General features: G+C 48.9%; 19 protein-coding genes, 1 tRNA gene, 2 rRNA genes and 1 pseudogene. 7 read left to right on the forward strand and 16 right to left on the reverse strand.

Features of this window, described 5'->3' with window-relative positions; all coding sequences use genetic code 11:
* From rrf (BHE85_RS23135) to rrf (BHE85_RS23145), 3 genes are all read left to right on the forward strand, one after another.
* Positions 1 to 91 (forward strand): 5S ribosomal RNA (gene rrf / locus BHE85_RS23135); the annotation flags it as partial.
* A gap of 14 nt (positions 92 to 105) precedes the next feature.
* Positions 106 to 181 (forward strand) — tRNA-Thr (locus tag BHE85_RS23140).
* Positions 182 to 220: 39 nt separating this feature from the next.
* Positions 221 to 336, forward strand: a 5S ribosomal RNA gene (gene rrf / locus BHE85_RS23145).
* 231 nt (positions 337 to 567) lie between these two features.
* Here rrf (BHE85_RS23145) and BHE85_RS23150 read toward each other — a convergent pair.
* From BHE85_RS23150 to acrE, 7 genes and pseudogenes are all read right to left on the reverse strand, one after another.
* Positions 568 to 1,326 carry an amino acid ABC transporter ATP-binding protein gene (locus BHE85_RS23150; RefSeq protein WP_000078313.1) on the reverse strand — a complete coding sequence of 253 codons (759 nt, stop codon included), beginning with the start codon at positions 1,324 to 1,326 and terminating at the stop codon, positions 568 to 570.
* A 7-nt stretch (positions 1,327 to 1,333) separates the two neighbouring features.
* On the reverse strand, positions 1,334 to 2,437 hold the full coding sequence (locus BHE85_RS23155; RefSeq protein WP_039064284.1) for an amino acid ABC transporter permease: 1,104 nt from the start codon (positions 2,435 to 2,437) through the stop codon (positions 1,334 to 1,336).
* 9 nt (positions 2,438 to 2,446) lie between these two features.
* Positions 2,447 to 3,617 (reverse strand): annotated as a pseudogene (locus BHE85_RS27010) (amino acid ABC transporter permease).
* Between the two features lie 67 nt (positions 3,618 to 3,684).
* Positions 3,685 to 4,776, reverse strand: a complete 1,092-nt coding sequence (locus BHE85_RS23165) for an amino acid ABC transporter substrate-binding protein (protein WP_078122281.1) — start codon at positions 4,774 to 4,776, stop codon at positions 3,685 to 3,687.
* 430 nt (positions 4,777 to 5,206) lie between these two features.
* Positions 5,207 to 5,428 carry a putative periplasmic lipoprotein gene (locus tag BHE85_RS23170; RefSeq protein WP_000825634.1) on the reverse strand — a complete coding sequence of 74 codons (222 nt, stop codon included), beginning with the start codon at positions 5,426 to 5,428 and terminating at the stop codon, positions 5,207 to 5,209.
* Between the two features lie 252 nt (positions 5,429 to 5,680).
* On the reverse strand, positions 5,681 to 8,785 hold the full coding sequence (acrF, locus tag BHE85_RS23175) for a multidrug efflux RND transporter permease subunit AcrF (RefSeq protein ID WP_001273191.1): 3,105 nt from the start codon (positions 8,783 to 8,785) through the stop codon (positions 5,681 to 5,683).
* Positions 8,786 to 8,796: 11 nt separating this feature from the next.
* Positions 8,797 to 9,954 (reverse strand): multidrug efflux RND transporter periplasmic adaptor subunit AcrE, encoded by a 1,158-nt coding sequence (gene acrE / locus BHE85_RS23180; protein ID WP_000160346.1) that lies wholly within the window; start codon positions 9,952 to 9,954, stop codon positions 8,797 to 8,799.
* 398 nt (positions 9,955 to 10,352) lie between these two features.
* On the opposite strand from acrE, the gene acrS reads away from it, so the two are divergent.
* Positions 10,353 to 11,015, forward strand: coding sequence for a multidrug efflux transporter transcriptional repressor AcrS (acrS, locus tag BHE85_RS23185; RefSeq protein ID WP_001129522.1), 663 nt, complete (start codon positions 10,353 to 10,355; stop codon positions 11,013 to 11,015).
* Positions 11,016 to 11,017: 2 nt separating this feature from the next.
* On the opposite strand, the gene BHE85_RS23190 is transcribed toward acrS, so the two are convergent.
* The 9 genes from BHE85_RS23190 to BHE85_RS23230 form a co-directional block, all read right to left on the reverse strand.
* A complete protein-coding gene (locus BHE85_RS23190) occupies positions 11,018 to 11,197 on the reverse strand; it encodes a DUF2556 family protein (RefSeq protein ID WP_001355779.1) in 180 nt (59 codons plus the stop codon).
* A gap of 83 nt (positions 11,198 to 11,280) precedes the next feature.
* Positions 11,281 to 12,165, reverse strand: coding sequence for an adenine-specific DNA-methyltransferase (gene yhdJ, locus BHE85_RS23195; protein WP_001258886.1), 885 nt, complete (start codon positions 12,163 to 12,165; stop codon positions 11,281 to 11,283).
* Positions 12,166 to 12,250: 85 nt separating this feature from the next.
* Positions 12,251 to 12,547: a DNA-binding transcriptional regulator Fis gene (gene fis, locus BHE85_RS23200; protein ID WP_000462905.1), complete on the reverse strand. Its 297-nt coding sequence runs from the start codon at positions 12,545 to 12,547 to the stop codon at positions 12,251 to 12,253.
* Positions 12,548 to 12,572: 25 nt separating this feature from the next.
* On the reverse strand, positions 12,573 to 13,538 hold the full coding sequence (gene dusB / locus BHE85_RS23205; RefSeq protein WP_001219652.1) for a tRNA dihydrouridine synthase DusB: 966 nt from the start codon (positions 13,536 to 13,538) through the stop codon (positions 12,573 to 12,575).
* Positions 13,539 to 13,866: 328 nt separating this feature from the next.
* Positions 13,867 to 14,748 carry a 50S ribosomal protein L11 methyltransferase gene (gene prmA / locus BHE85_RS23210; protein ID WP_001145827.1) on the reverse strand — a complete coding sequence of 294 codons (882 nt, stop codon included), beginning with the start codon at positions 14,746 to 14,748 and terminating at the stop codon, positions 13,867 to 13,869.
* A gap of 11 nt (positions 14,749 to 14,759) precedes the next feature.
* Positions 14,760 to 16,211 carry a sodium/pantothenate symporter gene (panF, locus tag BHE85_RS23215; protein WP_001175722.1) on the reverse strand — a complete coding sequence of 484 codons (1,452 nt, stop codon included), beginning with the start codon at positions 16,209 to 16,211 and terminating at the stop codon, positions 14,760 to 14,762.
* Entirely contained in the window at positions 16,201 to 16,443 is a 243-nt protein-coding gene (locus BHE85_RS23220; RefSeq protein ID WP_001446003.1) for a YhdT family protein, read from the reverse strand. The genes panF and BHE85_RS23220 overlap by 11 nt, the downstream gene beginning before the upstream one ends.
* Positions 16,444 to 16,535: 92 nt before the next feature.
* Positions 16,536 to 17,471: a sugar kinase gene (locus tag BHE85_RS23225; RefSeq protein ID WP_001446002.1), complete on the reverse strand. Its 936-nt coding sequence runs from the start codon at positions 17,469 to 17,471 to the stop codon at positions 16,536 to 16,538.
* A 31-nt stretch (positions 17,472 to 17,502) separates the two neighbouring features.
* Positions 17,503 to 18,333: a DeoR/GlpR family DNA-binding transcription regulator gene (locus tag BHE85_RS23230; RefSeq protein WP_000843959.1), complete on the reverse strand. Its 831-nt coding sequence runs from the start codon at positions 18,331 to 18,333 to the stop codon at positions 17,503 to 17,505.
* A 342-nt stretch (positions 18,334 to 18,675) separates the two neighbouring features.
* On the opposite strand from BHE85_RS23230, the gene BHE85_RS23235 reads away from it, so the two are divergent.
* The 3 genes from BHE85_RS23235 to BHE85_RS23245 all read left to right on the forward strand — a co-directional run.
* Entirely contained in the window at positions 18,676 to 19,530 is an 855-nt protein-coding gene (locus BHE85_RS23235) for a tagatose bisphosphate family class II aldolase (protein WP_000275535.1), read from the forward strand.
* Between the two features lie 35 nt (positions 19,531 to 19,565).
* Positions 19,566 to 19,781 (forward strand): hypothetical protein, encoded by a 216-nt coding sequence (locus BHE85_RS23240; RefSeq protein ID WP_004980611.1) that lies wholly within the window; start codon positions 19,566 to 19,568, stop codon positions 19,779 to 19,781.
* A 28-nt stretch (positions 19,782 to 19,809) separates the two neighbouring features.
* A partial coding sequence (locus BHE85_RS23245) for an IS1 family transposase (protein WP_047664789.1) occupies positions 19,810 to 19,974 on the forward strand: 165 nt, incomplete at its 3' end.

Genomic DNA, 19,974 nt, shown 5'->3' on the forward strand with positions numbered 1-19,974 from the left:
CACCTGACCCCATGCCGAACTCAGAAGTGAAACGCCGTAGCGCCGATGGTAGTGTGGGGTCTCCCCATGCGAGAGTAGGGAACTGCCAGGCATCAAATTTAGCGTGCTGATATGGCTCAGTTGGTAGAGCGCACCCTTGGTAAGGGTGAGGTCCCCAGTTCGACTCTGGGTATCAGCACCACTTTTTAGGTTAAAGTTCGGCAAATTAGAAAAGAATTTGTCTGGCGGCAGTAGCGCGGTGGTCCCACCTGACCCCATGCCGAACTCAGAAGTGAAACGCCGTAGCGCCGATGGTAGTGTGGGGTCTTCCCATGCGAGAGTAGGGAACTGCCAGACATCAAATAAAACAAAAGGCCCAGTCTTCCGACTGAGCCTTTTGTTTTATCTGTTGTTTGTCGGTGAACACTCTCTCGAGTAGGACAAATCCGCCGGGAGCGGATTTGAACGTTGCGAAGCAACGGCCCGGAGGGTGGCGGGCAGGACGCCCGCCATAAACTGCCAGACATCAAATCAAGCAAAAAGGCCATCCGAAAGGATGGCCTTTTTGCTTTTCGAACTAACATTCAATTAATGGATTACCTGCGATAAAAATGCCCTCGTACGCTCTGATTTAGGATGCGTAAAAAATTCATCAGGTGCAGCTTGTTCCACTATCTCCCCACGATCCATAAAAATTACCCGGTCAGCGACGGTACGTGCAAACCCCATCTCATGTGTTACACACAACATTGTCATACCCGACTGCGCCAGCCCAATCATCGTATCCAGCACCTCTTTCACCATCTCCGGATCGAGCGCCGACGTTGGTTCATCAAACAACATAATTTTCGGCTTCATACACAGCGAACGCGCAATGGCAACGCGTTGCTGCTGACCACCTGAAATCTGTCCGGGAAACTTATGCGCATGTTCGGCAATTCTCACCCGCTCAAGGTAATGCATCGCCAGAGCTTCAGCCTCTTTCTTAGGCATCTTGCGTACCCAAATCGGTGCCAGGGTACAGTTCTGTAAAACGGTCAGATGAGGGAAGAGATTGAAATGCTGAAATACCATTCCCACTTCTTGCCTGACGCGCTCAATATTGCGGATATCTTCATTAAGTTCGATGCCATCTACGACAATCCGTCCCTGTTGATGTTCTTCCAGATGATTAATACAACGAATGGTTGTCGATTTACCGGAACCAGAAGGGCCACACAGAACGATCCGTTCTCCCGGTTGCACGGTTAAATTTATATTTTTCAAAACATGGAATTGTCCATACCATTTATGGACGTTTTCCAGCGTAATCATCGCGTTAGCAGGTTGCAGTAAAATTTGGCTCATAGTGTCCTCAATGCGGTGTACGCCCGGTGTTAAAACGTTTTTTCAGATGTTGGCTATAACGTGACATGCTGAAACAAAAGATCCAGTAGATCAGCGCGGCGAAAACATACCCTTCCGTCGACATACCCAACCAGGCGGGATCAACGGTTGCCTGCTGAACGCTACTGAAAAGATCGAACAAGCCGATGATGATCACCAGGCTGGTATCTTTGAAGAGTGCGATGATGGTATTTACCAGCCCAGGAATTACCAGCTTCAACGCCTGTGGCAGAATAACCAGCCCCTGAGTTTTCCAGTACCCCAACGCCAGCGACTCTGCCGCTTCATATTGCCCTTTAGGTAGGGCCTGTAATCCGCCTCGCACGACTTCCGCAACATATGCTGACTGAAACAGGATCACGCCAACCAGCGCGCGGATCAGTTTGTCGATACTGGTGCCTTCTGCCATAAACAACGGCAGCATGACCGAAGACATAAACAATACGGTAATCAGCGGTACGCCGCGCCAGAACTCGATAAAAATGACCGATAAGATACGCACAATCGGCATATGGGAGCGGCGACCTAACGCCAGTAAGATCCCCCACGGTAGCGCCCCCGCAATCCCAACGGATGCAATAATTAAAGTTAGCGTCAGCCCGCCCCATTGCCGGGTTTCAACCCGCTCAAGACCAAAAAAACCGCCATACATCAGCCACCAGACAATCAGTGGGTAAATCACCGCCCAGACCGCAATATAGCGACCGCGATGCGGGAGTATTTTCCAGAACATTGGTGCGATTGACACAAGGCCAATCAGTAATACCAGGTTAATTCGCCAGCGTTGGTCGTGTGGGTAAAGTCCATACATAAACTGACCAAATCGTTCGTGGATGAAGACCCAACAGGCACCGGCTTTTGTGCAGTCGGCACGCGTTGAGCCAACCCAGTTAGCCTGCAAAAATGCCCAGTTCAGCAACGGTGGGATCAGTTCCCACATCAACCATATGCAGCCAATAGTCAGCAGGCTATTGCTCCAGCTGGAGAACAGATTTTTTCGCACCCACACCATCGCGCGGCTTGAGTTATGGCTCGCTGGGCGCGAGGGCTGAGACAGCAATACTTTTGTCATCATGACTCCTTAGCGTTCAACGATCGCGATGCGGCGGTTATAGATATTCATCAGCAGCGAGATAGTCAGGCTGATAATCAGATAGACCGACATGGTCATGGCTATCGTCTCGATGGCTTGCCCCGTCTGGTTCAGCACGGTGCCAGCAAACAGCGAAACCATATCGGGATAGCCAATAGCGGCGGCAAGAGAGGAGTTTTTGACGATGTTGAGATACTGGCTGGTTAACGGCGGAATAATCACTCGCAGTGCCTGGGGAATAATGACCTGGCGTAGCGTAACCCCAGTGACCGAGCCGCTTCATGTTGACCATAAGGCACTGCCTGGATCCCAGCGCGGATAATCTCGGCGATAAATGCAGAGGTATAAACCGAAAGTGCCAGCGTTAAGGCTGCCAGTTCAGGAATTAAAACCATTCCGCCGCGGAAGTTAAAGCCTCGTAGGGCTGGGACATCCCAGTGTAGTGCTGCGCCAAAAAGCCATTGCGCCAGTAAAGGCAAACCGATGATCAACACTGCGGCGAACGGCCAGGTGCGGCGCAGTTGTCCGGTCTTTATCTGGTATGTTTTATTAAAGCGGAATAGCCCAACAGAAAGGACTATAGCCATAACAACAGCCAGGATAAACGCAATAAATCCGTCTCCCAGCTGCGGTGACGGAATATAAAGCCCACGATTGCTCAAAAAGGCCAGATCAAACGCGCTCACAGCCTGGCGCGTGGTCCGGGCAAATTGCGCAACACGGCAAAGTACCAGAAGAAGATTTGCAGCAGCGGGGGAATATTACGGAAGATCTCAATATAAATTGTGGATAGCTTTCGTAGCAGTCAGTTATCCGAAAGTCTCGTCAGACCGATAAAGAAGCCTAAAACAGAAGCGAACACAATACACAATGCAGAAACCAGTAGCGTATTGAGTAAGCCGACAATAAAAACGCGTCCGTAGGTGTCGCCCTGCTGGTAATCGATCAAATGCTGGACAATACCGAAGCCAGCGCCGCGATCCAGAAAGGCAAAACCTGAAGTAATGCCACGATTACTGAGATTCGTTACAGTGTTGTGAAATAACCAACCAACAATTCCGACAACAGCAACAACGGCAAGGATCTGGAATAACCAGGCACGAACCGTAGGGTTGGCAAAGGAGAGTGAGCCTTTAACGGTTGAGCGGCGATGAGACATAGAAACCTCGGAAAGCATAACGCTGAAGAGAGCGCCGCCGTAGCGACGCTCGTTACCTCACACCGACTTAACGCACGGGCGGCGCGTACTGAATACCGCCGTTATTCCAGAGATTATTTTGCCCACGTTTAATTTTCAGCGGGCTTTCTGAACCTACGTTACGCTCGAAAATTTCCGAGTAGTTACCCACCTGTTTGATGATGTTATAGGCCCATTTATTATCCAACTTCAGATCCTTGCCGTAATCGCCTTCTTTACCCAGCAGATGTGCCATATCAGGCGTTGCTGGATTAGCCGCTTTTTCATCGACGTTCTGGGAATTGATGCCCATCTCTTCAGCATTCAGCATGGCGAAAAGCGTCCAGCGTACAATCGAGAACCATTCATCATCGCCACGACGAACTACCGGCCCAAGCGGTTCTTTAGAGATAACCTCCGGTAAGACAATCCATTCAGCTGGGTTGCTTAATTTGATGCGCAGGGCATACAGTTGCGACTGATCCGAGGCCAGCGTATCGCAGCGACCAGATTCCAGTGCCTTCGCTGATTCGTCAGAGCGATCGAAAGTCACCGGTGTGTACTTCATATTGTTTGCCTTGAAATAGTCGGCAACGTTGAGTTCGGTATCAGTACCCGCCTGAATACAGACGGTAGCGCCATCCAGTTCTTTCGCGCTTTTTAGCCCCGCTTTATCGTGCGTCAGGAAGCCAATGCCGTCGTAATAAGTGACGCCAGTAAATGCCATTCCCATCCCGGCGTCGCGAGATGAAGTCCAGGTCGTATTACGGGAGAGCAAATCCACTTCCCCTGACTGTAAAGCCGTGAAGCGTTCTTTTGCTGTGAGTGGGGTATATTTCACTTTCGTGTCGTCACCAAATACAGCAGCGGCAACACTACGACAAACATCAACATCAACATCAACATCAACATCAACATCAACATCAACATCAACATCAACATCAACATCAACATCAACATCAATACCTGAAAACTTACCGTCTGCATCGGCATAAGAGAACCCAAGTAATCCATCACTGATCCCGCATTGCACAAAACCTTTTTTCTGAACGGCATCAAGCGTCGCGCCAGCATGCGCCTGATTTGCAACGGCAAGCAGCACGCTGGCGGCAGCCAGTGTGGCTATCATCATCTTTTTCATAATGCTTCCTGTGAGGCGAAAATTATCGTTATAGGACGTTTGGGAAACGTCTTTTACCTGTCTGTGGCCATCCTCTTATAAGCAAAAGTAGTGCCAGCTTTTGCGCACGATTTCGCGTCGCAATAAGCTGAGTGTAGACAGGAAATAATAAAAACAGCGCCCCGCAATGGTGCGAAAATGAAACATGCGCCACATTTTGGCGCAAAATATTTACGCGTGTTTTACTAAGCAGAATAATGATTGTTAGCGTGAGTATATTTCTGGTGGGAAGTGTGAAAGTTAAATTGATGCGTTATTTCGAAAGCAGCGAAATAACGCGATATAACATGCTAAATCAGCAGAGAATTAGCCAGCAGAATATAGCAATATTTTATCTTATGTAAAGATACTGTATCGTTAAACAGAGCGCGAAACTCCGCGCCCTGTTCAGTTATTTCGACAGAGCGATGATCCCCATCGTCAGGCCAGCAACAGCCGCTGCCCCGCCGGCAATAGCCCCAGCCGTTTCCCAGTTATCCTGAGTCGTGCCTTTCATACAGGTATTGGTGTGAACCAGACAACCCTGATCGTCATAAACCGGAACGCAGGGCGAATCGTGAGCACAGCCCGCCAGCAATGCGGTGAGCAATGCCACAGGAATTAATCTTTTCATGGTGTTACCTCAGTAATAAACGCTAACGCTTAATAAGTTAACTCTCTTATTAACGAGCTGAATGCCATTTTATCACCGGAGGTTATAAATATTGCGGAATGAATAATGACAAATTATGTGAATTGTAAAAATAGTGAAGGGAGCGGGAACTATAGAAAGTTTTTAAAGAGTGAGTGGAAGAATATCTTATTAATTTTTATGGGTTTCACTGAAAATAATAAAGGCACCCGAAAGTGCCTTTATGTTTCTGATTTATCCTTTAAAGCAACGGCGGATCACCACAAAGAACACCGGTAGGAAGAAGATTGCCAGCAACGTTGCAGAGACCATTCCGCCCATTACCCCGATACCCACTGCGTTCTGCGCGCCACTGCCTGCACCGTTACTGATAGCTAGCGGTAATACGCCGAGAATAAAGGCGAGAGAGGTCATCAGGATAGGACGCAGACGCATACGTACTGCCATTAGTGTCGCTTCAACAACACCTTTACCCTCTTTCTCCATGAGATCTTTAGCGAACTCAACAATCAAAATAGCGTTTTTGGCCGACAAGCCAATTGTCGTTAGCAAGCCCACCATAAAGTAGACGTCATTTTTTTGATTAAAGAGTGTCGCCGCCAGCAGCACGCCGACAATCCCTAACGGCACGACCAACATAACCGAGACAGGAATTGACCAGCTTTCATAGAGTGCAGCAAGGCACAGGAAAACAACCACAAAGGAAATTGCTACTAGAGCGGGAGCCTGGTTTCCCGATAAGCGTTCCTGATACGACATACCCGTCCAGTCATAACCAATGCCCGCAGGTAATTTTGACGCAAGGTTTTCCATCAACGCCATGGCATCGCCGGAACTGGTTCCTGGCGCGGCTTCCCCCTGAATCTCCATTGACGGCAGACCGTTGTAGCGTTCCAGTCGCGGAGAGCCATACACCCAATGTGAAGTGGTAAAGGCCGAGAATGGCACCATTTCGCCGTTGGCGCTGCGGACATAAAGTTTATCGACATCTTCTGGCAGCATACGGAATTTGGCATCCGCCTGAACATACACCTTTTTCACGCGACCACGGTCGATGAAGTCGTTAACGTAAGTCCCACCCAACGCCGTTGAAATGGTCTGATTGATGTCAGAAAGTGAAACACTTAATGCCTGCGCCTTTTCCTGGTCAACTTCCAGTTTAAACTGCGCGGTGTCTTCCAGGCCATTAGGACGCACGCTGACTAAGCTGGCAGGATGTTGCGCCGCCATACCAAGCAACTGGTTACGGGCCTGGGTTAGGGCATCGTGACCCAGCCCAGCCTGATCAATTAACTCAAAGTCGAAACCCGTTGCCGTGCCCAGTTCAACAATGGCTGGCATATTGAATGGAATGACAAAACCGTCGCGGATCTTGCCCAATTCCATTTTGGCACGATGGATTACCGCTTCCGCACTGTTTTCATCACCATTACGCTCTTCCCACGGTTTCAGACTGACGAAGGCCATACCGGCGTTTTGTGCCTGGCCGCTGAAGCTAAAGCCGTTAACCGTAAAGACACTTTCAACGTTCGCTTTCTCGTTCTTCAGATAGTAATCCGTCACTTGATCCAACACTTTTTGCGTCCGCTCTTGCGTCGCGCCAGCGGGCAACTGAATCATGGTCAGAAAGACACCCTGATCCTCTTCAGGTAAGAAGGAAGACGGAAGACGTAAAAACAACACCACCATTCCTGCAACAATCAGCGCATAGATCAGTAAATATCGTCCTGTGGAACCGAGGATTTTGCCGACGCTGTTGGTGTAGTGGTTAACGCTATGATCGAAGGTGGTATTAAACCAGCCGAAGAAACCGCCCTTATTTTCGTGATGCTCAGCAGAGACGGGTTTAAGCAGCGTTGCACATAACGCAGGGGTAAGAATCAATGCCACCAGAACAGAAAGTGCCATTGCCGAAACGATGGTGATAGAGAACTGGCGATAAATTGCCCCAGTAGAACCGCCGAAGAATGCCATCGGAATAAATACCGCTGACAGCACCATCGCGATACCCACCAGTGCGCCCTGAATTTGCGACATCGATTTTTCCGTCGCTTCTTTTGGCGGGAGCTTATCCTCCATCATCACGCGCTCGACGTTCTCCACCACCACTATCGCATCATCGACGAGCAGCCCGATGGCAAGCACCATCCCGAACATCGTTAGTGTGTTGATGGAGTAACCAAAAGCGGCGAGGATGGCAAACGTCCCTAACAACACCACGGGTACCGCAATGGTGGGGATCAGCGTTGCTCGCATATTCTGCAAGAACAGATACATCACCAGGAACACCAGCATAATGGCTTCGAACAGCGTTTTTACCACTTCGTGAATAGAAAGCTGGACGAATGGCGTGGTGTCATAAGGGTAGAGAACCTTCATTCCCTGCGGGAAGAATGGCTGTAATTCCGCCAGTTTTGCCTTAATGGCTTTCGCGGTATCGAGAGCATTCGCGCCGGTTGCCAGCTTAATCCCCAGGCCCGCCGCCGGTTTTCCGTTGATACGAGCGATAACGTTATAGTTTTCACCGCCAAGTTCAACCCGTGCGACATCTTTCAGGCGTACCACCGAGCCGTCACTGTTTACGCGCAGGGTCACTTTGCCGAATTCTTCCGGATTTTTTAACCGCGTTTGAGCAATAATCGAGGCATTCAACTGTTGCCCTGGTAACGCTGGCGTTCCGCCCAACTGTCCGGCAGCGATCTGATCGTTCTGTACCTTCAACTGGTTAATCACATCAACCGGTGTCAGTTTATATTTGTTTAGCAGATCGGCGTCCAGCCAGATACGCATCGCATACTGTGCGCCGAAAAGCTGTACGTCACCGACGCCATTCAGACGGCTAAGCGTATCTTTAACGTTAGAGGCCACATAGTCCGAGATATCGTCCTGTGTGGTGCCTGGGTTATCAGAGACAAAACCCGCCACCATCAAATAGCTGCTACTGGACTTTTCAACACTGATCCCCTGCTGCTGAACCTCCTGCGGCAGCAACGGCGTGGCGAGCTGGAGTTTGTTCTGCACCTGCACTTGCGCGATATCAGGATCGGTCCCGGACTGGAAGGTAAGGGTAATTGTCACGCTACCGGCGGAATCGTTGGTGGAGGACATATACATCAGGTTATCGATACCATTCATATTCTGTTCGATAACCTGCGTCACCGTATCCTGCACGGTCTGCGCATCAGCACCTGGATAGTTTGCCGAAACAGAAACCGCAGGCGGTGCAATGGTTGGATACTGAGCGACGGGCAATTGTAGGATCGCCAGTGCGCCCGCCATCATCAGAATAATGGCCAGCACCCATGCAAATATCGGTCGTCGAATAAAAAAGTTTGCCATGTCAGATTACCTTACTTCGATGCAGTATCTGCGGGGGTATCGGTAGTGGCTTTAACCTGCTCTCCCGGACGCGCTTTTTGCAGGCCGCTGACAATGACTTGATCGCCAGATTTCAGACCTTCGCTAATCAACCATTTATCGCCAATCGCCTGACTGGCAACGACAGGGCGCGCTTCCACCTGACTTTTATCGTTAACAATCAGCACGGTTGCATCACCACGCGGTGTGCGGCTAACGCCTTGTTGCGGGATAAGAATGGCGTCAGGTTGGACGCCTTCATCAATCCGTGCACGCACATACATACCCGGCAAAAGCGTATGTTGCGGGTTAGGGAAGACAGCACGTAGGGTTATGGAGCCGGTGCTTTCATCAACGGTCACATCAGAGAATTGCAGCGTACCTTTCAGGGGATAGGTTTGACCGTTTTCCATGACCAACTCTACGTTGCTGGTGGCGTTTTCCTTATGCAAATTTCCTTGCTCTACGGATTGCTTCAGCCTCATAAAATCGTTGCTGGATTGGGTCACATCAACGTAGATAGGATCGAGCTGCTGGACAGTCGCCAGTTCAGTCGTTTGCCCATTAGTGACAAGAGCGCCTTCGGTCACGGTCGATTTGCCGATACGTCCGCTAATTGGCGCAGTCACTTTGGTATAAGCGAGATTGATGCGAGCGCTTTCGACTGTGCCTTTTGCGGCAATCACGGCGGCATCGGCCTGGCGAGCATCAGCAATGGCCTGGTCGTACTCCTGCTGGCTGATGTATTTCGTACCCACGAGCGGAACGTAACGTTTTACCGTCAAATGCGCGATGGCGGCGGCGGCTTCACTTTTCGCCAGTTCGCCTTTCGCGCTGTTATAATTTGCCTGATAGGTCGCGGGATCGATCTGGTACAGGGACTGGCCTGCTTGTACATCGCTGCCTTCAGTGAAATTACGATTCAGTACGATCCCGCTAACCTGTGGGCGAACTTCGGCTATACGGTAAGCATTGGTGCGGCCTGGTAATTCAGTCTTAACTTCTAACGGGGCCGTTTTCACAATATGAACGGTAACCTGCGGTTCACCGACGTGAGCTTTCTCTTCTCCCTTATCGTTACAACCGGCGATTAAAGCCGCGGAGATCAGAATAAAGGAGGGCAGGAGGAAAAACCTGGCATGTTTCGTCATTACTATTCCTCAAAAAACCAAAAGCGCGTTATTTACCCAGAAAGGCAACGCGTTAACTCGCAGAAAGAAAAATACAGTTTGCTATCCTACAAATTATCATTCGTCGATGTAAGGAATAGTTATGAATACTGGCGTCTCAAGGCACATAAACACAAAAAAAGATTAATATTCTACTGTTTTATTTTGACGCGGGTTGAAAGAGGCAGAATTAAAACCTCGTAAATTGAAATATATATTCATGTGGCGAATGTATTTTAGGTAAATAATATACATTGTTTATTTGACGATTTATAGCAACTCAATGTTACCCTCTCGTATAAATACACATTAGATGATAGATTAACCTTCGCTATTTTCTCACCCTGTGTCGAATATATTTATTTCCTGAATAATTAATCATGGCAAAAAGAACCAAAGCCGAAGCTCTGAAGACCCGGCAAGAACTGATTGAAACTGCCATCGCCCAGTTTGCGCAGCATGGCGTAAGCAAGACGACGCTCAACGACATTGCCGACGCCGCTAACGTTACGCGTGGCGCTATCTACTGGCACTTCGAAAACAAGACTCAACTGTTTAATGAGATGTGGTTGCAACAGCCTTCATTGCGGGAGTTAATCCAGGAACACTTGACGGCTGGATTAGAGCATGACCCGTTTCAACAATTGCGTGAAAAATTGATTGTCGGCTTGCAATATATTGCCAAAATTCCCCGCCAGCAGGCGTTGCTGAAAATCTTATATCACAAATGTGAATTTAATGATGAGATGCTGGCCGAGGGAGTGATACGCGAAAAGATGGGCTTTAATCCGCAGACTCTCCGCGAAGTATTGCAGGCGTGTCAGCAACAAGGTTGTGTAGCAAATAACCTCGATTTAGATGTTGTGATGATTATTATTAATGGTGCCTTCAGCGGAATTGTTCAAAACTGGTTAATGAATATGGCGGGTTATGATCTTTATAAACAAGCACCCGCGCTGGTCGATAACGTATTAAGAATGTTCATGCCAGATGAAAACATAACGAAATTAATTCATCAAACGAATGAATTAAGTGTCATGTAAATTCACATTCTGTCCTGAAAATTCAGTTCGTCACAGTTAACCAGTTTTAGTGGATTAACTGAGTTCATATTACGGCATTTGTCTGTTTCTGTTGTCAGCAGTTCAATCCACTGCATCAGTAAAGTATCAAACAGAAAAACGAAGACAGCGAAAACGACGAGCCACCAATACTTGCGAATCATTACCTGAGCCTGTGCATGTTTAACCAAGTCTGGCAGGAAATATACACGAAATGAATAATCTGAAAACCAGGCTTACACTTCCTTTACTTTGCAATGAGATCGGGGTCAACTTCGCTTAACCGGCTTCGTTTTGACAGGTTGCCGGTCTTTCTTTTTTTCACTTTCGCCAGTTCTTCCGCAGAGTAATGCGACGCGACATCCAGCCGTCGAAGCCCCATTTTGATGTACTCGCTGTTGATCTCAATACCAATGAATTTTCGCCCGCTGGAGACGGCTACGGCACCGGTAGTAAAGCTACCGGCAAACGGGTCGAGAATGATATCGCCTGGGTTGGAAGAGGCGAGAATAATGCGTTTCAGTAAGGCTTCCGGTTTTTGCGTCGGGTGGTTCTCATATTCATCCATCAAATAACGCACGCGCGGAAAATCCCAGACGTTACCCGGTACTTTTTGATGATTGTATGGCTGTGGAGGATTTTTGCGATAATCGATCAACGCGCGCTGCGATCCGGTTTTGGCTTCTACCAGAATAGCATCACCGTTGAATGTGTAGTTCTTTGCGTCTTTCACCATCATCAGGATGGGGTCGTACATGGAGCCGTAGTGTTTTTTCGCCTGTACTCCAGAACTGTCATATGACCAGACGATGCGACTTTTGATGGTAAAAAGCTTGCGGCACTGGAGATCGATAAAGGGCATGTTTTCCGTGCTGTTCATGATGTACATGCTGCCCTGCTTTTTCAGAACGCGGTGGCACTCTGCAATCACTTCAAACAGCCAGTCGATAAACAGATCTTCTTTCCAGGCTTCGATCAGACCATCAAAATTTTTACCGATGTTATATGGTGGGTCGGCAAAGATCAGATCGACACTTTCGGCGGGGATCTTTTTAAGTTCGGCAAGCGCATCACCGTGAATAATGGTCTTAGCTTCATTACCAAACCGGGTCGGTTCACATCCTGTTCTCATGGTCACTCCCTTTGTGACACCTATAAAAAAGGCGCTTCCCCATGCCGAGTAGCGCCTTTTTAATCAAGCATTTAGCTAACCTGAATTAGTTCATGCCGTATTTTTTCAATTTTTTACGCAGCGTACCACGGTTGATGCCCATCATCAGCGCAGCACGGGTCTGGTTACCACGGGTGTATTGCATCACCATGTCCAACAGGGGCTGTTCTACTTCAGCCAGTACCAGCTCATAGAGGTCATTCACATCCTGACCATTCAGTTGAGCAAAATAGTTCTTCAGTGCCTGTTTAACCGAGTCACGCAGGGGTTTTTGGGTTACCTGATCCTGAGAGTTAACGGTAGAAACGGTCAGTACGTCAGAATTTACGCGTTGTTCGAACATAGTTCTGTCAGCTCTTTATTTCTGTTTACGCAAAATTTTCGAAGTATGCCTCCAACGCCTCCAGCTGTTCGCTGGCATCCTCAATGGCGTTGAATGTGCGCCGAAACTGGTCATTTGGAGCGTGTTCCTGGAGATACCAGGAAACGTGTTTACGTGCAATTCGGTACCCTTTTGCCGGACCATAAAAGTCATGCAGTTCCCGAACGTGCGCGCAAAGCAAGCGCTTAACCTCTGCCAAAGGCAGTGGGGGCAGCAACTCCCCAGTGTCCAGATAATGCTGGATTTCCCGAAAGATCCAGGGTCTTCCCTGAGCTGCGCGGCCTATCATCAGGGCATCCGCCCCTGTATAGTCGAGCACAGCTCTGGCTTTAAGCGGGTCAGTAATGTCGCCATTCGCGATAACCGGAATGGAAACTTTCTGCTTAACTGCCCGAATACTGTCGTACTCAGCTTCTCCATTGAACAAACAGGCGCGTGTACGGCCATGAATGGTCAGAGCCTGAATGCCACAGTCTTCAGCCAGTTGGGCAATCTCTTCGCAGTTACGGTGTTCCGGTGCCCAGCCAGTGCGAATCTTCAGGGTAACAGGAACGTCCACTGCATTGACGACCTCGGTAAGGATCGATTTAACGACATCCGGGTACTGCAAGAGGGCTGAACCTGCGAGCTTGCGATTCACTTTTTTAGCCGGGCAACCCATATTGATATCAATAATCTGGGCACCGCTTTCCACGTTAATACGTGCTGCATCTGCCATTTCTTTCGGATCGCTACCAGCAATTTGCACGGTGCGAATACCGGGTTCATCAATGTGCACCATCCGTAAACGAGATTTGTCGCTTTCCCAAACCTGTGGGTTAGAAGACATCATCTCGGATACTGTCAATCCGGCTCCCATCTCGTAGCACAACGTCCGAAAAGGTCTGTCTGTAATGCCAGCCATGGGCGCTGCGATCAGGCGATTTCTGAGCTGATATTGTCCGATGCGCATGAGTTAAGAAATGACCATACTGTGACTGCAAGGCGGCGTATATTACGCATTTTTTGCACGAGATGAAAGGCCAAACTTTGACCAATCCTCTGAGATGGATCAAAGAATTGCATTTAAAATGAGCGTGGTGCGATAATTACTCATAAAAATCATCATATTAGAAAATAGTGACTAAAATTTACATTCAAAGAAATTTGAGTAAGTTCTCAATTTTTCTTTATGAATGAAAATTTTGGCACGCAAATTTGCGTAAATAACCGGCAAATTTACGTGCCTTTTGTGAGCTTGCTCGCACTTCGCCCCGCGTCACCCTACGGCGATGCGAAGGTTAATTCTTACGACCGGTAATACGGCACCACTCTTCTTTTTCCACGACCGGGTCCAGTGCGAAGCTATCGGCATAAGCTTCACAAACGCTCTCTGCCTGGCTTGCCAGAATACCGGAAAGGCCCAGCAAACCGCCTGAAACCGGCAGGACGCTGATTAACGGTGCCAGTTCACGTAATGGGCCTGCAAGGATGTTCGCGACCACCACGTCGGCTTTCATTTCTTCTGGCTGATCTTTCGGTAAGTAGAGTTCCAGACGGTCAGAAACGCCATTACGTTCGGCGTTGTCGCGGCTAGCCTGAATCGCCTGCGGATCGATATCAATACCAATGGCTTTTGCTGCACCCAGTTTCAGCGCCGCGATAGCCAGAATGCCGGAACCGCAGCCAAAGTCGATGACTGTTTTACCAGTTAAATCGAGGCTGTCGAGCCATTGTAGGCACAGAGAGGTAGTTGGATGGGTACCCGTACCAAACGCCAGCCCTGGGTCTAACATCACGTTGACGGCGTTTTCGTCCGGCACATCACGCCAGCTTGGGCAGATCCACAGTCGTTCACCAAAGCGCATCGGGTGGAAATTATCCATCCATTCGCGCTCCCAGTCTTTATCTTCCAGTTGTTCGATTTTATGCGCGAAGCCTGCGCCGAGCAGCGGATGGTTTTCCAGAATCGCCACCACGTCGTTCATATCGGTTTCAGCGTCGAACAGACCAATCACATCGGTGTCGCCCCACAGGCGCGTTTCGCCCGGCAGCGGCTCAAATACTGGCGTATCGTGGGTATCCTGAAAAGTGATAGAAACGGCACCCGCTTCCATCAGCGCATCGCTAAGATCTTCAGCGTTCGCGCCGGTGGTGTTCAGTTTCAGTTGGATCCAAGGCATGGCAAAACTCTTTATTTATCAGTAGTCAAAACGGTAGCTTGCGGGACGGATGTACCGAAACGGTTTCCGACCAGGAAAGCCAGCAAACTTAGTAGTAACGAGGGCACGATAGGGTGGAAGCCCAGGTACTGAATATTCAGCGTCGCGAGTACGGCATACAGCACGCCGCCAACGATCATCGCACTTAGCGCGCCTTTGGCGTTGGCGCGTTCCCAGTAAAGACCCAGCACCAGCGGCCACAGGAAAACGGCTTCCAACCCACCGAAGGCCAGCAAATTCAGCCAGATGATCATTTCTGGCGGCTTCCAGGCGGCAAGCAGCAGCAACGCGCCGAGAACTAACGTAATTACCGCCGACATCCGCTTCAGACGCGTCTCGTTTTGCATTTGATCCGGACGGATATTCAGATAGAGATCTTTAATGATCGTAGCGGAACTTTGTAGCAATTGGGCGTTAATTGTCGACATGATCGCAGCCATAGGTGCAGCCAGAAAGATCCCGGCAGCAAACGGTGGCAGCACTTTTACCATTAACGTCGGGATCACCAGATCCGGTACGGTGAGATCGGGGATCACTGCACGACCTAACGCTCCGGCCAGGTGCATACCGAACATCAGGATTGCGACTACAATCGTACCGATGATGATCCCCCGGTGTACCGCTTTGCTGTCTTTATAAGAGATACAGCGCACCGCAGTATGCGGCAGGCCAATCACGCCAAAGCACACCAGTACCCAGAACGACGTCATAAAGGCAGGCGACAGAATATCGTCAGCGCCTTGTGGCGTAACCAGTTGCGGATCGATGGTTTGCAGCGTCTCTACCGCATTACTTAAACCACCTGCGGCATGTACCACGCCAATAAGCAGCACAACGGTGCCAATCAGCATCACAAGCCCTTGCATGGTGTCGTTCAGCACGCTGGCGCGAAAGCCGCCAAAGGCGGTATACAACGCAATGCTGATACCGAAAATCAGCAGCCCGGTTTCATAAGGAATACCCGCCGCGGTTTCCAGCAGGCGCGCACCGCCGATAAACTGCACGGTCATTGCCCCAACGAACGCAACCAGCAAACTCAAACTCGCCAGCCACACCAGAAGACGACTCTGGTAGCGGGCAAACAGCATGTCGTTCAGCGTCACTGCATTGTAGCGGCGCGCAAGAATCGCGAACTTCTTGCCGAGAATACCGAGCGAAAGCCAGACTGCAGGAAGCTGAATCATCGCCAGCAATACCCAACCCAGGCCGTATTTATAAGCAGCTCCAGGCCCGCCGATAAACGAACTTGCACTGATATAGGTCGCGGTGAGCGTCATCGCCAGCACAATACCGCCCATAGAGCGGCTGCCGAGGAAATACTCATTAAGGAAGGTACCGGTGCTCCGTTTACGCATCGCATAAACAGAGATACCGAACACCACCACCAGATAGGCGACCAGCGGTAGAATCACTTCAAGCTGCATCGTCATCCTCCAGTGGGATATCGCGATAGATAAATTTCACCATCGCCCAGCACAGTCCAATAAACAGCAGCGGCGTCAGGATGCAGGCCATCTCAAACCAGCGCGGAAAGCCGGTAAAACCGGGGGCAACGTCAGGTAAGTAAGCGGCTGCTAACCAAACTGCCAGATACAAAAGGGTCAGCCCCAGCGCCCAGCGCGCCTCTTTATGGGCCTGAACAAAACGAGTGTCCACGGAAGGGTTCCTCCTCATGGGGGGATACGAGAAACGGGCAATTCTACGGCAACTCTTCAGGCAGGGAAAATAATCTGACAGAAAATTGCCGTTCAGTGCTGCTGCAAAAAGTCTTCAATGTCAGCCAGTGAGGATATCCCTTCCATCGGACCTTGCCGCATTACGGCGAGCGCGCCGCTGGCATTTGCATATTGCAGTGCCTTATGTGCCGGGAAACCGGATAAGAAAAGAGTGATAAACGTTGCGCCAAAGCAGTCGCCTGCACCCGTTGGATCGATAATTTCGATATCGTGGCCTGTAACATGCTGGGCGTGTAATGTACCGTTTTTAAGCTTGTAATAGCTGGCCCCACGCTGGGCGCGTTTTATCGCCACATGTTTTACGCCGCCGTGGAGAAGATCGCTAACAATCTGTTCTTCTGACAGATTTTTGTGACGCGCGAAGAAAGGGAGTTCGCTTTCGCTGGGGATGAAAATATCCGTATATTCAATCAAATAATCGAGAGCCTGCGCCATTTCAGGAATGCTCAGCATCTCTTTGCGAATATTGGGATCGAAAGAAACGGTGCCGCCAGCCGATTTGATCGTCGTTATTGCTTTACGCATGACATCGATCATGCGAAATGAGAACAATGATGAGCCCACAATATGGAGATGGTTACACTGTTTTAGCAGATCCTTATCAATGTGCTCAGCAGTAAACAAGCCGCAGGCGCTGTTAGGGATATTAAAGACGAAATCGCGCTGCTGGGGATTTTGATAACTCACGAACGCCGTACCTGTGACGGCATTGTTCATAACATGGATCCCATCGGTAATGACACCTTCATGACGGAGGCGCTCTATAATGAGTCGGCCAAAATCATCATTACCAACACATCCGAAGAAGATGGCCCGATGGGACAGTTTTGCCACCTGAGCAGCAAAAATTGCTGGCGCACCGCTGGGAAATGGCCCGATAAACTCCCCAGGCTGAGTGAATTTTTGATGTGGGTTGCGGGACAAAAACTCGGCCAGCAATTCGCCCATAGCGCAGATAGTTATTGTCACAAAACCCCTCTCATTCCTGAAGCCTTTCGCGATTGGACCAGGTAAAGCACTCATTACTGGTATAAAGGATAACGAAATCAGCCGACTGCAATTGTTGCTGATATTGTTCGTTAATGCTGCGGCTGACGATCACATTTTCTGCCTGATGCAAATGCCCGATAGCAGCCGTTGATGGCGCAGGATCGGCGGCAACGATAACCGTCTTATTCTGGGCATGATCGAAACAGAGCTGCCAGGCAGCGGCCAGTCTGGGAACGTTGATATTTAAAGTACCATCAGCATCCAGATGGTTGATTTCCAGAATGCTATGTGTAATGGTGAAATGCTGAAGTGCCTGTTCAAGCGGTTTTCCGGCCAGTGCGGTGTCGGGGCGCAGCATTTCACTGCCAGCCAGTATTATTTCGCCATCAATAAACTGATTTGCCAGCAGCGCATGTTCGGGATCGTTGGTGATCAGACGCAGTTTTTTCACTTCGCTGAGCAATGGAATGATCTTACGGCAGATTGTCCCATGTCCAAGAAATAGCGTGTCACGATCGCGAATTAACCGTGCGCAATGTCGTGCTATTTCCATTTGTTGTGCCAGAGACAATGGCGCGATCGGTTGTATCGCTTCTGGTTCAGAGGAGAGTGGTGTCGCAATAGCACCGCCAAATGATCGCTTTAAATATCCCTGTTGCTCCAGATAACTGAGATCGCCGCGGATCGTCACGCCAGAGACACCAAGTTGCGCAGATAAGTCATCAACTTTGATTTCACCTTGGGCGGCAACAATTTCTGCAATTTTTAATCTGCGTTTCAGTAGGTTAGACGATTTTCTCGGCACGTTAACACTCTTCATTGGCCTTTAATGCGTAACACTATAGCCCCTTGTATTTTTCTTTGAAAGTTATCCTTCAATAATATCGACAATTCGAAAAGAAAATCATGGGTCAAAAATCGCAACAAAAATAGATTAATTCATTGAAAAATAAATGAATTTATTCATATTTATGCAGAGATGTTATTGGTTTCACTTGTAAAGTGAAAAACAAATTAAGTTATTTTTTTGTAAGTTATTTTGATGATATTCGACATGTATCACGCTTTTTGCCGCTTTTGCTGTGCTAGTTTGCTTTCAAAATGAAAGTGAATATTCTCTTTCTTCATTTTGTAAGGCGAACGACAAATAACAGGAGCTGCGATGTACATCATTTCAAGCAAAAACATGCTGAAAAAAGCCCAGTCAGAGGGATATGCCGTCCCCGCTTTCAACATTCATAACCTTGAAACTTTACAGGTAGTTGTTGAGAGCGCTGCACAACTTCGCTCTCCCGTTATGCTGGCGGGAACACCCGGTACTTATCGTTATGGTGGCGTGGGAAGTTTAATTTCGTTAGTACAATCGCTGGCTCGCGAGTACAACCTGCCGTTAGTCCTGCATCTCGACCATCATGAAGAGAGTGATGACATTTTTAACAAGGTTCGCGCAGGGATCCGTTCTGTCATGATTGATGGCTCCCATTTGCCATTTGAAGACAACATTGCGCGAGTGCAAGAAGTTACCACCTTTTGCCATCGCTTTGATGTTAGCGTTGAGGCCGAGCTAGGGCGTCTTGGCGGCCAGGAGGACGATCTGCTGGTGGATGAAAAAGATTCCGCTTATACCTCACCAGCCGCAGCTGCAGAGTTTGTTCAACGTACCCAAATTGACTCCCTGGCCGTAGCAATCGGCACAGCACATGGTTTATATGCGCATGAACCACGACTGGATTTTGTGCGGCTGGAACAGATTCGTCAGCGAGTGGAGATTCCACTGGTGTTGCATGGTGCTTCGGGCTTATCAGAACAGGACGTTCAGCACTGTATTCGCCGCGGTATTTGTAAAGTGAATGTCGCGACAGAATTGAAAATTGCGTTTGCCGATGCGTTAAAAGGATATTTCTACAACAATCCTGCGGCAAATGATCCACGCCACTATATGCAGCCCGCAAAGGCCGCCATGAAAGAAGTCGTAACTCGTATTATTGGTGTCTGTGGTAGTGAAGGAAAAATTTAAGACGTTGTACCCTACAAAAACAATGAGGATTGTTTATGAAAAATATTAAATTACTTGGTTCAGCTATGTTGGTGAGCCTGGCATTGTTCTCGCAAAATTCGTTGGCAAAAGAGTATAAAATTGGTGCGTCATTATTAACACAGCAACATCCTTTCTATATTGATCTTGCGAATGCCATGAAAGAAGAGGCAAAAAAAGACAATGTCAATTTAAGTGTCTCTATTGGTAATGCTGCCAACTTACTGATTTAGTGTATGATGGTGATTTTAAGGTGCTTGCGTGGCTTCCATTTCCATCAGATGTCCTTCCTGCTCCGCTACTGAAGGCGTGGTGCGTAACGGCAAAAGCACTGCCGGACATCAGCGCTATCTCTGCTCTCATTGCCGTAAAACATGGCAACTACAGTTCACTTACACCGCCTCTCAGCCCGGTACGCACCAGAAA

Origin of the sequence: Shigella sp. FC1567 (assembly GCF_001743015.1) — a bacterium.
In the GTDB taxonomy this organism is placed as follows: domain Bacteria; phylum Pseudomonadota; class Gammaproteobacteria; order Enterobacterales; family Enterobacteriaceae; genus Escherichia; species Escherichia coli.